Genomic DNA, 11,585 nt, shown 5'->3' with positions numbered 1-11,585 from the left:
CTGTTACCACCTCATCGTCGTCGCCTTCGTCACGTCCACGTCTGAGAAGTTGCGGTACAGGACCAGGACGATACCGATCCCGATGGCGACCTCCGCGGCGGCGAGTGCCATCGTGAACAGGCTGAACACCTGGCCGGTGAGGTTCCCGTGTTGTAGCGAGAACGCGACGAGGTTGATGTTCGCAGCGTTCAACATCAGCTCGACGGACATCAGGAAGATGAGCGCGTTCCGTCGCGTGAGGATGCCGAACAGGCCGATACAGAATATGGCCGCCGACAGGAGGAGATACGTCTCGGCCGGAATCACGAGTCGTCACCTCCCGGGCCACCGTCAGCGGCAACGGGCACGTCTTCGTCTTCTTTGGTTTCGACACCGAGCGTGACCGACTCGCCGGCGACCTCGCGGCGAGCGAGCATGACGGCCCCGACGAGTGCGGCCACCAGCACGATGTCGATGACCTCGAAGGCGACGAGGAACCCTTCACCGGGAACGGCCGTCTCACCCTCGCCCATAATCGCGCTCGGGGCGATATCGAACAGCGCCGCGCCGAGGCTCTTGGTTATCGCCGCTCCCTCGCCGAAGCCCGCTGGTGCGGGAAACGAGACGCCCATGAACACTGCACCGAGAACGACGAACAGGGCGATTGCGGCCAGTCCAGCGACGAAACTCCCCTCCGTCTGTAGTTCGGGTTTTGTGGTCATGGTGTCACCTCGATCACCGACTCGTCCTCGCGGGTCAGCATCACCGCGAAGGTGATGAGGACGAGGACGCCGCCGACATACACCAGGATCTGCATCGTTGCGACGAACGCCGCCTGGTTCATTACGTAGAACACTGCGACGCTGACGAGTGACACGCCCAGTAACAGCGCCGAGTGCCAGACGTCCCGGACTAACACGACGCCCGCAGCGCTGCCCACCGTTACCATAGCGAACAGCGCGAACGCAATTGACTCTGCCAGTGCCATCTTACTTGGAGACTCTTTGCGGCGTCCCTTTGAAGATTCCTCTTTCGTCTCGCCAGTAGAGCCACTGTTTGCCGGTATGGCCCCCATATTTCGGGGCACTTCCGTCCTGCTGGCGAACACCTATCAATTAACTGGTGGGTTGCAGCGGTGGAGCCCGTAGCTCTACCCAGGGAGTGATACTGGAAGGTCGGCCTCGCTGAGCGGACGGTCGTTTCGGCGAGTCACATACGGATGACAGTTCAGCAACGACGCTTGACCCGACAGAGAACCGCTGAAAGCCGTCGTAAAAGGAGTTACTGGTAGTCCACTTCGCCGTCGCCTTCGCCGATCCACGCGCCCCGGTCCGGTTCGCGTGACTCGAGTGGGTCGATGTCCTTGTACCACGGGACGTTTTTGAGTTGCTCCTTGTCGTAGGCGAACTCGTCTTTCGTGTCCGCGGTGAACTCGAAGTTCTGGGTCAGGAGAATGGCGTCGGTCGGGCAGACTTCCTCACACAGCCGGCAGTAGATACACTGGCCGATGTGGAGGTTGTACTGCTCGCCGTTGCGCTGCTCGTCCATCACGATCTGGATCGTGTTGTTCGGGCAGACGTTCTCACACTGTCGACACCAGATACACCGCTCCTGGCTCCACTTGTGGACGCCGCGGAAGCGGGGGCTCACCTCGGGGGCGACGTCCGGGTACTCCACCGTGAACGTCTCCCCGTCGAGGGCGTGTTTCATCGTCGTCGCCATGGATTTCAGGATTCCGATCATGACAGGTCACCTCCGGTCGCTCGTGGGTCGGTTCGCGTGGCCGTCATCAGACGGTCACCCCGACGATAACCGCGGTCAGCAGTAGGTTCGCCAGCGAGAGCACCAGCATTCCCTTCCAGCCGATTTCGATAAGCTGATCGATCCGGACGCGGGGCACCGCCGAACGGGCCCACTGCGTGAACAGGAAGACGCCCCAGATCTTGATGAGGAACCAGACGATGCCGGGCAGGACCGGACCGGCCGGCCCACCGAGGAAGATCGTGGCGATGATCGCCCCGCCGAGGAAGATGTGGATGAACTCCCCGAGGTAGATCAGGACGAAGTACACCGAGGAGTACTCGGTCTGATACCCGGCGACAATTTCGGTCGGCGCTTCGGGGATGTCGAACGGGTTCCGGCCGACCTCCGCGAGGTTTGCGATCATGAACAGCACGAACGCGAAGGGGTTCACGAACGCATACCACGACGGCAGCGGGCCGATCAGCGACTGCTGCTGTGCGGCGACGATCTCGCTCATCTGGAGCGAACCGGCGAAGATGACCACCGACGCGCCCGTCAGGATGAGCGGGATCTCGTAGGCGAGGTTCTGCGCGACGGCGCGCAGCCCGCCAAGGAACGAGTACTTGTTGTTCGATGCGTAGCCGGCCATCACGAGACCGATCGACGTGGTCGAGGCCACGGCGAACACGTACGCCAGCCCGACCTCGGGGTCGGCGAGGTGAATGCCGTTCCCCATCGGAATCACGGCAAAGCCGAGCAGCGCGGTACTGGCGATAATCAGCGGCGCGAGGTCCCACGCCGGTCGGTCGACGCCTTCGGGAACAATGAGTTCCTTCGATAGCAGGCGAACGGCGTCAGCCACGATAATGAACAGCCCGTACGGGCCAATACGGTCGACGGCGATGCGGTCGGTGAACGCGGCCGTAATCTTTCGCTTCGCCCACGGACCGGCAAGCGCCGTGTTCGTCATCATGAGCGTCCCGATGAGTCCAGCTCCGACGAGGCTCAGCACGATCATCACGGCCGTGCTGTTGGGGTCGAGGTCCAGCAGGTTCGCGAGCGTTTCCGGTAACGGCGCCGACTGCATTACCGGTCCACCTCCCCGAGTACGATGTCGAGGCTCCCGAGCGAGGCGATCATGTCAGGGATGTACTCGCCCTGGGACATCTCCGGCAGCGTCTGCAGGTTCGAGAAGCACGGACTGCGGATCTTGAACCGGGCCGGCTTGTCCGTGCCGTCCGAGCGGATGTAGATGCCGAGTTCGCCCTTTGCACCTTCGACGGAGCGGTAAATCTCCTTGTCGGGGTCGGGTCGGAGCGTCCGCGGGACGTTGGCCTGAATCTCGCGGTCGTCTTCCGGCCACTGCTCCAGCAGGTCGACACACTGCTCGATGATGCGGGCGGACTCCTCGACCTCGCGAAGGCGGACGAGAACGCGGCTGAAGTTGTCGCCGCCCTGCTCGGTGACGACGTTCCAGTCGAGTTCGTCGTAGTAGCCGTACGGGTCGTCGCGCCGGATGTCGTAGTCGACGCCCGACCCGCGTGCCACGGGACCGGTCGCGCCGTACTGTTTGACTTGCTCCGGCGAGAGGACGCCGGTGTCGACACACCGCATCTGGAAGATCTCGTTGCCGGTGACGAGGTCGTGGATCTCTTCGAGCTTGTGTGGAAGATCGTCGAGGAAGTCGCGGATCTTCTCGAAGTACTCGTCGCGAGGCTCGGGTAGGTCCCAGGCGACCCCGCCCAGCCGGAGATAGTTGAACATCAGCCGCTGCCCGGTCAGGTCTTCCAGCAGGTTCTGGACGATTTCGCGGTCGCGGATGCCGTACTGGAAGACGGCGGTGAAGTCGCCGAACACGTCCAGCGCGAACGTCGCCAGCGCAAGCTCGTGCGAGGCGATCCGGCACATCTCCGCCGCCATCGTCCGGATGACCTGCGCGTACTCGGGGACCTCGATATCCGCGAGGTCCTCGGCCGCGCGCGCGTACGCCCATTCGTTGAGGATACCAGCGGAAATGTAGTCCCACCGGTCGGGGTACGGCATGATCTGGTGGCGGTAGGTGCCCTGCTGGCACATCTGCTCCTCACAGCGGTGCAGGTAGCCGATGTCGGGTTCGAGGTCGGCGATCTGCTCGCCGTCGAGCACCGTTTCGACGTGGAGCACGCCGTGGGTCGCCGGGTGGTGCGGGCCGATGTTGACGAACATCGTGTCCGGATCGTCCTCGCTGCGTTTGTCGTCTTTCAGTGGGTTCGCGTGCTCGCGCAGTGAGACGATCTGTGGCTGGTCCTGATTGTAGTCCTGGCTCAGGGGGTGGCCCTGCCAGGTCTCTGGCAGGAGGATGCGACGCAGGTCCGGGTGGTCGTTGTAGTCGATCCCGACCAGGTCATACGCCTCCCGCTCGTGCCAGTCCGCGGTGTCGTAGACGCGAGCGGCCGACTCGTTGTGCGGGTCGTCTTTCGGCGACGGGACGACGATCGACAGCTCCTGTGTCGGGTCGTTGTACTTCCGCAGGTGGTAGATGGATTCGTACCGGTCGTCGTACTCCTGTGCCGTGACACAGGCGCAGTGGTCGAACCCGGCCTCCTCTTTCAGCGTCGAGAGGACTTCCTGGACCTCGTCGGGACGGATGACGAACCCCTCGGCGTTGACGTGCTCCTCGCGGTCGAGGACGTGGCCCCCGAGCAGGTCCGCGAGCGCGTCGTAATCAAGGCCGTCCTCCGTAACGCCGACGTCGAGCGCCGTATCGCGTGATGGTTTTTCTAAACTCATGGCAGGTTATGGAGAGTCGTTCCAGTTGTACCGCATGACGAGGTCTTCCTCGTCGATCTCGCTGGCGAGTTTATCCACGAGCTCGTCCTGTTCGAGGTCGCCGAACTGCTCCAGTTCGTAGGGTTTGACCGTCACCGGTGAGGACTCGCCCTCGGCAATGCGCTCCTGCAGTTTGGCGACGCCGTAGATGAGTGCCTCGGGGCGTGGCGGACAGCCCGGGACGTGGATGTCGACCGGGATGACCTCCTCAGCGCCCTTGATGACGTTGTACCCTTCTTGGAACGGACCGCCGGAAATGGTACAGGATCCCATCGAGACGACGAACTTCGGCTCGGGCATCTGGTCGTAGACGCGCTTCATCCGCGGCGCGAACTTCGAGACGATGGTCCCCGGAACGATGATAACGTCCGCCTGGCGTGGGGATGCGCGTGGCACCCCTGAACCGAAGCGGTCGAGGTCGTGTTTGATCGCGTAGGTGTGGATCATCTCGATGCTACAGCAGGCGATCCCGAACTGCAGCATGAACATCGAGGAGCCCCGGACCCAGTTCATGAACTTGTCGAACTTGGTCAGGATGAACGGCGTCGACCCGAACGCCTCACGTAGCGTCGAGTTGAAGCGGTCGTCGGCCCCGTCGCCCATGCGGGCCTCCTGTGTCGATACGTCTTCGACGGCCGGTGGTGTCTGGTCACTACTCATATGTGTCTGCCCCCTTCGTGGCGCGCGGACTGCGCACCCACTGAACTGCACCGTTACGCCAGGCCCAACCGAGTCCGATGGCGAGAATCGTAATGAATACGACCATCGGTAGCAGTGCCGTGGTCATCCCGAGCTCAGCGGCAGCGTCGCTGTAGATGACCGTCCACGGGAAGATGAAGACGGTCTCGATGTCGAAGACGACGAACAGCAGCGCGACCATGTAGTACTGGATATTAAACTTGATCTGTCGACTGCTGCCAGTCGGCACTTCACCGGACTCGTAGGTGGTGCGTTTGCCTTGTTCCGGCACGCTGGGCCGCAAGAGGCTCGAAACTGCCATCATCGTCAGTGGGATGGCTAGCGCCACGACCGCGAGCGCGCCGATGGCGATCCATGGATTACTCATTCCGGTATCTCCTATCGTCTGCCGGTTAGAAGTACTCGCATATAAGGGTTCATTGTTCGGTTTTTCGGCCCTGTGGGTCTTTAAGAGCCGACGCGCTCTCGGATGGCAAGTGACCTGTAACTGCCGCACCTCCCAGGGTGTGACGCCCCTCAGTTATCACTCGTCCCAGTACTCGCGCTTGAACCCGGGTGTCCCGAGTTCGTGGAGGTCGCGCGACGCCTCGCCGACGTTGGTCTGGAGGCCTTCGTGATACGAGACGAGACGGTCACGGAGTTCGTCGTGCTGCCGTGCGAGAATCTGTACCGCGGAGAGCGCGGCGTTGAACGACTTGCCAGCGTCGACCGCGGTCAGCGGCGCGCCCTGTGGCATCCCGATGACCGAGTCGACGGATTTCTCCTGCACTGGGACGCCAATAACCGGCAGCGGGTAGGCGATGCTGGCGGTCATATTCGGCAGGTCCGCGGATTTGCCGCCAGCGCCGGCGATAATGACGTCGATGCCGCGGTCAGCGGCCGTCTCTGCGTACGCGTACATCAGGTCCGGCGTCCGATGGGCCGAGCAGACGAACGTCTCGAAGGTGAAGCGGCTCTCGGGCGCGTCGGTGTAGTCCGTCTGTTCCTCGAAGCCGAGTTCGTCGGCAAGCGCCGCGTAGGCCCCGGGCCGCTTGCCCTGCCCGCCGGCCATCGTCGGCAGGTCCGAGTCCGACCCCATGACGATGCCGACATCGGGCGTCAGATCGTTCGGCCGGTCCATCTCGGCTTCTTCGCGTAACTGGTCGATGAGCGACTGGACGCTGTCTGCGGGCATACGACCGACTGGAACGGGGACGGGCGTAAGTGTAGGCGATTTCCGGTCAGTCGGCTAGGGCCGCTTCCAGTTCGGCAAGCAGCGTCTGTGGGTCCGCAGGGAAGCACCTGAGTGGGTCGGTACGACCGGCGACCTGTATCCTGAGCGCGTACCGCTTGCGGTAGGTGAGCGCGAGACTGGCGGCACCGGCGACAGCGAAGGCTCCGCCGAGGAGGACGGACCGGTCGAGTGACAGGAGGCCGAATCCGACCAGCGCGGCGCTCATCACCGCGAGAAACCAGTCGATGTCCTGAAGACTTACCTCGACCACGTCGTCGAGGTCGACGACCACCGGACTGTCGCCACGGTCGACCACCAGGCGATCAGCACCGAGAATGACAGTCCCGCCGGTTCGGAGCGTGCCGGCGTACCGCTCGGTGTCGACAAGCGATGCGGCGTCTGCGGTCGTGCCGTCGCCGTCGTCGTCCACGGTCAGTCGTCGCTCACTGCAGCCGGGCGGTCGCCGCCGCGGCCGCGGATGCGGTCCATCGCTGAGACGTATTCGCTGTCGTCCTCCGTGAGCGCGGCCCAGGCTGCGAGGCCGCGCTCCTCGCGGGTCCCCGGCACGGTGTTGTCGAGGACGAAGGCGACGATACCGCCGACGACCATCCCGGTGCCACCCATGACGAACAGCGTCGTCGCGACCACATCGGTCCCGAGCACACTCCCGAGGACCGGAACGGCTGCCAAGCCCTGCTGGAGAGCTGTCGCACTGCCGACGTCCATTCCCTGCCCGACCTGGCTCATATACTCGGGCACCGCCAGGCCGGCAAAGAGCGCGAAGCCGACGATGAACACGTTCCGGTTGGCATCGAGGTCGACGTATTTGAGCTGTGAGAGGCCAACGGCAGCGATCTGTCCGAACATGACGATGTAGAGGCCGCCGATAATCGGCGACGGGATGGTCGCGAACAACTGGCCCGCTGGGCCGAAGTATCCGACCAGAATCATCACCGCAGCGCCGATCTGCACGACGTAGCGGGACGCGACGCCGGTAATAGCGATTGCCCCAACGTTCTCAGTGTACGACGTACAGCCGTTGCCGGTGCCCATAATGCCGGCAAACACGTTGCCGACCCCCTCCATGCCGATACCATCGTTGATTCGGCTCCTGTTCGGCGCGCCGCGGCCAGCAATGCGGGCAACGGAGTGGTAATCGCCGAAGCTCTCGACGACGGAAGCGAGCATCCCGGCGAACATCCCGACGATGAACCCCGGCGTGAACTGCGGGAGCCCCCACTGGAACGGGTAGATGGGCTGGACCAGCGGTGCGTTCGTGACCGAACCGAGCGAGACATAGCTGACCGAGCCTGCGGCGAAGACGCCGGTGACCGAGAGGATAGCCGCGACGGTCCATGCAAACAGAATACCCAGAAGTACGGGAAAGAGCTTGAACGCGCGGTGGCGTCGATCGAGATACTGCGAACACGCGATAATCGAGAGCATTGTGAGCCCGAGCAGCCACCAGTTTTGCCCGGTCCCGGGGTTGCCGAAGTTCGGGTTCGCTATCTGTGGGACGTTGAACAGCGACAGTCCGATGAGCGCGATGACCGGCGCGATGACGACCGGCCCGACGTACCGCTTCAGCTTCCCCATGAGGCCGCTGTAGCCGATCACCACTTCGACGATGCCGGCGACGATGACAGCTCCCTGTAGTTCGACGAGCATTGTCTGCCAGTCCGCCCCCTGCTGGGCCAGCACGCCGATGATGGCCAGCCCGGGCGCGAGCATGGAGAACGTCCCGCCTTGGACGATCGGGTATCTGTTCCCGAGCGTCGTCTGGGCGAGCGTCGCGATGCCGGAGACGACGAAGAACGTCCCGATGAGACGGCCGACCTGGTCCGGCGCGGCCTCGAACATCCCCATCGCGCCCGCGAGTCCGAGCGGGATCGCCACGGACGCGCCGATCATCGTCAGGTAGTGCTGGACGCCGAGCAGTATCGCCTGCTTTCGCGGTGGCTTGTCGTCGATGCCGTACTCGACGAAGCCGGCGGTTTCCGGTTCCTCCGGTGTGGTCGGATTTTGTCCGTCGTCCGGCGGTGTCGCGTCAGTCATGCTCGCTACCCATGGCACTGCAACTCCCGATACATATTCTTTGCTCGTTGGCCCAGCGGCGACGTGGTTCAGCCGCCCGCCTCGAAAGGAAAACGCTCTTGGCCCGCTCCGACACAGTCTTCGACATGAGCAACGGGGACGACGAGGCCGACGCGTCGGACGACGCCGAGGCAGCAGACGAGATCGACGTGACCGCCGAAGAACTGGAATCGCGTCTTACAGAGGCCAGCGAGGACCTCGACGCCGCAGAGACGGAGGCAGACCTCGACGACGTCGAGTCGTCCCTCGACGACATCGAGAACGACCTCGAAGCCGCCGACTTGCCTGAACCCGACGAAGACGACGACGCTGAAGACCCCCGCGAGGAACTGGAGTCTCAGCTCTCGGACCTGCGCGACGACCTCGAAGCACAGCGCGGCCCCTACGCCGAGGACGTAGTCACCATCGTTTCCGACGCGGAAGACACCGTCACCGACAGCGAGTGGACCGACGACGGCGAGGAAGAGGCCCAGGAGGCCGTCGAGACGTTCCTCGACGCGAGCGCGGAGTTCGTCGACCACGACGCCGACACGGGCGGCGATTTCGTCGCTGCCGGGGATGCGCTGACCACAGTCGTCGACGCTATCGAAGCGGCAAACCTCGACCCTGACGAGGACACGGAAACTATCGAAGGGCTCCTCGAAGCGGCGGAAACGTTGGAAACAGGGCTGGACGAAGCCGAAGTCTGGGACGACCTCACGGTACAGGAGCAACTCGACGCCCGCGGCTTCTATGATATCCTGACCAACGAGAACCGGAAGGACTTCCCGCCGGAGTGGAACGCCGCGAAGCTCCACGCCGAGGAGGGGGACTTCGAACAGGTTCTGTTCGCATACGACAAACTCGGGTCGGAGTTCTTCGACGGATACATCGTCGACCTCCTGTACAACCTCGGCAGCGACGCCGAGCCGGCCTTCGACGCGATGCACCAGCGCGCCCAGAAGCGCGACAAAGGGCCAATCGAGGTACTGGGGAAGATCGGCGACGAGCGCGCGACCGAGACGCTGCACGACTACATCGACGGCGACGGCGACCCCGCGCTCCAGAAAGTCACGCTGCGCGCGCTGGGCGCTATCGGCAGCGCGGAGTCGGTCCAGCCGGTCGCCAACCGACTCGACGCCGACAGCGAAGAAATCCGCTCGGTCGCCGCCCGCACTCTGGGCCTGCTCGGTGACACCCGCGCTATCGAGCCGCTCGGCGACATACTCGAGTCCGACGACAGCGACTCCGTGCGCGCCTCCGCCGCGTGGGCGCTCCGACAGATCGGGACCGAAACGGCGCTCGAGGAAGCCGCCCGCTACACGGACGACCGCGCGTACATCGTCCAGGCCGAAGCCGAGAAGGCGTCAAGCGCCTGAGTCAGGGAATCTTTTTATACGAACGGGCGGCCAGACGCCCCGATGCGGTCGCTCGCCCCACTCGTCTGTTGCGTGCTCGTCCTCGCCGCGATAGGTCCCCATATCGCAGTTGGACAGGCGTCTCAAGCCGGCACAACAGCCAGCCGTCCTGCGGAGCCGTCGATTCACGCGGTGTACCCGGACCCTGTCGCTGGCGGCGACGCGGGGGAGTTCGTCGTCCTTGACATCCCCGACGGGACCGACATCGGACAGTACGCCATTACCGACGGTGACGGGACTGCGGGTATTCCGAATACCAGCGCACGCGGGCGCGTCGTCCTCTCGACGGCACCGAACCGGACACGCGGGCTCACCGACCGGCCGGTCGTCGGCCTCGACGGACATCTCGCACTGGCAAACGGGGGCGAGCGGGTTCGCCTTCAGCGTGCCAATCAGACTGTCGATGCCGTTCGGTACACCGAGGCTGTCGAGGGGGAACTCGGGGTCGTGAACGGGTCAGTCATCCGCTGGCGACCGCTGGGCGCGACGGACCGACCGGTCGTCAGGGCCGCCGGCAGCGAGGTACAAGCGTTCACGCTTCCGGACTCGCCCGCCGCGCCGATGCAACCGATTCGCAATGCTACCGAACGGGTGTACCTGGCCGGTTACACGCTCTCCTCGGCCAGGGTCGCCGACGCCCTCATCGCCGCCCAGCGCCGTGGCGCGACGGTCCGCGTCCTTCTCGAAGGTGAACCGGTCGGGAGCCGCACCGCCGCGGAAGCCCGCACCCTCGACCGACTGTCCGACGCCGGCGTCTCCGTCCGAGTGATGACAGGCCCGCGCACCAGATACCGCTACCACCACGCGAAGTACGCTGTCGCCGACGGGCGGGCCGTCGTGCTGACGGAGAACTGGAAACCCGCGGGAACCGGCGGAAACAGCAGCCGGGGCTGGGGCGTCATCACGGCACAACGACGGGTCGTCGACGGGCTGAATCAGACGTTCCGATCTGACGCCGGCTGGCAGGACAGCGAGCGGTGGGGGGAGTACCGTCAGGGGCGACAGTTCGAGCAGGGCGAGCCGGCGACGGGCTCGTACCCGAGCGAGTTCCGGACGGAGTCGGTGGCCGTCCAGCGGACGGACCTCTTGGTTACCCCGGACAATGCCCAGGGCAAACTCGTCGCGACGATAGACAACGCGGACGACTCCATCGACGTCATCCAGCCCACGGTCGGAAACTGGGAGAGCCCACTTCTGCGGGCGCTCCGCCGGGCCGCGTCGCGCGGCGTCGAAGTCCGCCTCCTGCTGAGTGACGCGTGGTACGTTCGCGAGGAGAACACGCAGACAGCACAGCGGTTTCGGGAGTGGGCCGACCGCAACGACGCATCGCTGACGGCGAAAGTGGCGGACCCCGCCGGTCGCTACGAGAAGATCCACGCGAAGGGCGCCGTCATCGACAACAAGCAGGTCGTCGTCGGCAGCCTCAACTGGAACGAGGCGGCAGCGACGTCGAATCGCGAGGTCGTACTCGTGTTGCACGGCCGCGACGCGGCCGACTACTTCGGTGCCGTCTTCGACGCTGACTGGGGGGCCGGCGGGTTCGACACGCCGATTGGGGCACTCGTGGCCTTGCTCGGACTCATCGTGGTCGCCGGGCTCGCCGCTCGTCGGGTTTCGTTCGAGGCGTAAAAAACGGGTATCGTGTGTCGAGC

General features: G+C 64.4%; 13 protein-coding genes. 2 read left to right on the top strand and 11 right to left on the bottom strand.

Annotation, left to right across the window (positions count from 1 at the left end; all coding sequences use genetic code 11):
• Positions 1–3 precede the first annotated feature (3 nt).
• The 11 genes from nuoK to SG26_RS02595 all read right to left on the bottom strand — a co-directional run bounded on the left by nuoK (position 4) and on the right by SG26_RS02595 (position 8,497).
• Positions 4–306: an NADH-quinone oxidoreductase subunit NuoK gene (nuoK, locus tag SG26_RS02645; protein WP_014040788.1), complete on the bottom strand. Its 303-nt coding sequence runs from the start codon at positions 304–306 to the stop codon at positions 4–6.
• On the bottom strand, positions 303–701 hold the full coding sequence (locus tag SG26_RS02640) for an NADH-quinone oxidoreductase subunit J (protein ID WP_014040787.1): 399 nt from the start codon (positions 699–701) through the stop codon (positions 303–305). The genes nuoK and SG26_RS02640 overlap by 4 nt, the downstream gene beginning before the upstream one ends.
• Positions 698–967, bottom strand: coding sequence for an NADH-quinone oxidoreductase subunit J (locus tag SG26_RS02635; RefSeq protein ID WP_004591678.1), 270 nt, complete (start codon positions 965–967; stop codon positions 698–700). The genes SG26_RS02640 and SG26_RS02635 overlap by 4 nt, the downstream gene beginning before the upstream one ends.
• A 293-nt stretch (positions 968–1,260) precedes the next feature.
• On the bottom strand, positions 1,261–1,722 hold the full coding sequence (locus SG26_RS02630) for an NADH-quinone oxidoreductase subunit I (protein WP_004518194.1): 462 nt from the start codon (positions 1,720–1,722) through the stop codon (positions 1,261–1,263).
• 46 nt (positions 1,723–1,768) lie between these two features.
• Entirely contained in the window at positions 1,769–2,809 is a 1,041-nt protein-coding gene (locus SG26_RS02625; RefSeq protein WP_014040786.1) for a complex I subunit 1 family protein, read from the bottom strand.
• The gene (locus SG26_RS02620; RefSeq protein WP_014040785.1) at positions 2,809–4,491 is read right to left on the bottom strand and encodes an NADH-quinone oxidoreductase subunit D; all 1,683 of its coding nucleotides are present in this window, start codon (positions 4,489–4,491) and stop codon (positions 2,809–2,811) included. The genes SG26_RS02625 and SG26_RS02620 overlap by 1 nt, the downstream gene beginning before the upstream one ends.
• 6 nt (positions 4,492–4,497) lie before the next feature.
• The gene (locus tag SG26_RS02615; RefSeq protein WP_004957101.1) at positions 4,498–5,190 is read right to left on the bottom strand and encodes an NADH-quinone oxidoreductase subunit B; all 693 of its coding nucleotides are present in this window, start codon (positions 5,188–5,190) and stop codon (positions 4,498–4,500) included.
• Positions 5,183–5,596, bottom strand: a complete 414-nt coding sequence (locus SG26_RS02610) for an NADH-quinone oxidoreductase subunit A (RefSeq protein ID WP_004957100.1) — start codon at positions 5,594–5,596, stop codon at positions 5,183–5,185. The genes SG26_RS02615 and SG26_RS02610 overlap by 8 nt, the downstream gene beginning before the upstream one ends.
• Before the next feature lie 156 nt (positions 5,597–5,752).
• Positions 5,753–6,403 carry an AIR carboxylase family protein gene (locus SG26_RS02605; RefSeq protein WP_014040784.1) on the bottom strand — a complete coding sequence of 217 codons (651 nt, stop codon included), beginning with the start codon at positions 6,401–6,403 and terminating at the stop codon, positions 5,753–5,755.
• Positions 6,404–6,449: 46 nt separating this feature from the next.
• Positions 6,450–6,872, bottom strand: coding sequence for a hypothetical protein (locus SG26_RS02600; protein WP_050036765.1), 423 nt, complete (start codon positions 6,870–6,872; stop codon positions 6,450–6,452).
• 2 nt (positions 6,873–6,874) lie between these two features.
• The gene (locus SG26_RS02595; RefSeq protein WP_050036764.1) at positions 6,875–8,497 is read right to left on the bottom strand and encodes a uracil-xanthine permease family protein; all 1,623 of its coding nucleotides are present in this window, start codon (positions 8,495–8,497) and stop codon (positions 6,875–6,877) included.
• A 125-nt stretch (positions 8,498–8,622) separates the two neighbouring features.
• Between SG26_RS02595 and SG26_RS02590 the strand changes: the two genes are divergently transcribed.
• Entirely contained in the window at positions 8,623–9,894 is a 1,272-nt protein-coding gene (locus tag SG26_RS02590) for a HEAT repeat domain-containing protein (protein ID WP_050036763.1), read from the top strand.
• Between the two features lie 42 nt (positions 9,895–9,936).
• Positions 9,937–11,562, top strand: a complete 1,626-nt coding sequence (locus SG26_RS02585; RefSeq protein ID WP_050036762.1) for a phosphatidylserine/phosphatidylglycerophosphate/cardiolipin synthase family protein — start codon at positions 9,937–9,939, stop codon at positions 11,560–11,562.
• Positions 11,563–11,585: the final 23 nt, after the last annotated feature.

The organism is Haloarcula sp. CBA1115 (assembly GCF_000827835.1).
Classification (GTDB): Archaea; Halobacteriota; Halobacteria; order Halobacteriales; family Haloarculaceae; genus Haloarcula; species Haloarcula hispanica.
The sequence above is the reverse complement of the archived record's forward strand: the minus strand, read 5'-3'. Positions and strand labels throughout refer to the sequence as shown.

What these genes read in the sequence shown, in the direction of transcription:
- SG26_RS02640 (WP_014040787.1), bottom strand. Translation starts at nt 701, where the DNA reads ATGACCACAAAACCCGAACTACAGACGGAGGGGAGTTTCGTCGCTGGA.
- SG26_RS02635 (WP_004591678.1), bottom strand. Translation starts at nt 967, where the DNA reads ATGGCACTGGCAGAGTCAATTGCGTTCGCGCTGTTCGCTATGGTAACG.
- SG26_RS02630 (WP_004518194.1), bottom strand. Translation starts at nt 1,722, where the DNA reads ATGATCGGAATCCTGAAATCCATGGCGACGACGATGAAACACGCCCTC.
- SG26_RS02625 (WP_014040786.1), bottom strand. Translation starts at nt 2,809, where the DNA reads ATGCAGTCGGCGCCGTTACCGGAAACGCTCGCGAACCTGCTGGACCTC.
- SG26_RS02620 (WP_014040785.1), bottom strand. Translation starts at nt 4,491, where the DNA reads ATGAGTTTAGAAAAACCATCACGCGATACGGCGCTCGACGTCGGCGTT.
- SG26_RS02615 (WP_004957101.1), bottom strand. Translation starts at nt 5,190, where the DNA reads ATGAGTAGTGACCAGACACCACCGGCCGTCGAAGACGTATCGACACAG.
- SG26_RS02610 (WP_004957100.1), bottom strand. Translation starts at nt 5,596, where the DNA reads ATGAGTAATCCATGGATCGCCATCGGCGCGCTCGCGGTCGTGGCGCTA.
- SG26_RS02605 (WP_014040784.1), bottom strand. Translation starts at nt 6,403, where the DNA reads ATGCCCGCAGACAGCGTCCAGTCGCTCATCGACCAGTTACGCGAAGAA.
- SG26_RS02595 (WP_050036764.1), bottom strand. Translation starts at nt 8,497, where the DNA reads ATGACTGACGCGACACCGCCGGACGACGGACAAAATCCGACCACACCG.
- SG26_RS02590 (WP_050036763.1), top strand. Translation starts at nt 8,623, where the DNA reads ATGAGCAACGGGGACGACGAGGCCGACGCGTCGGACGACGCCGAGGCA.
- SG26_RS02585 (WP_050036762.1), top strand. Translation starts at nt 9,937, where the DNA reads ATGCGGTCGCTCGCCCCACTCGTCTGTTGCGTGCTCGTCCTCGCCGCG.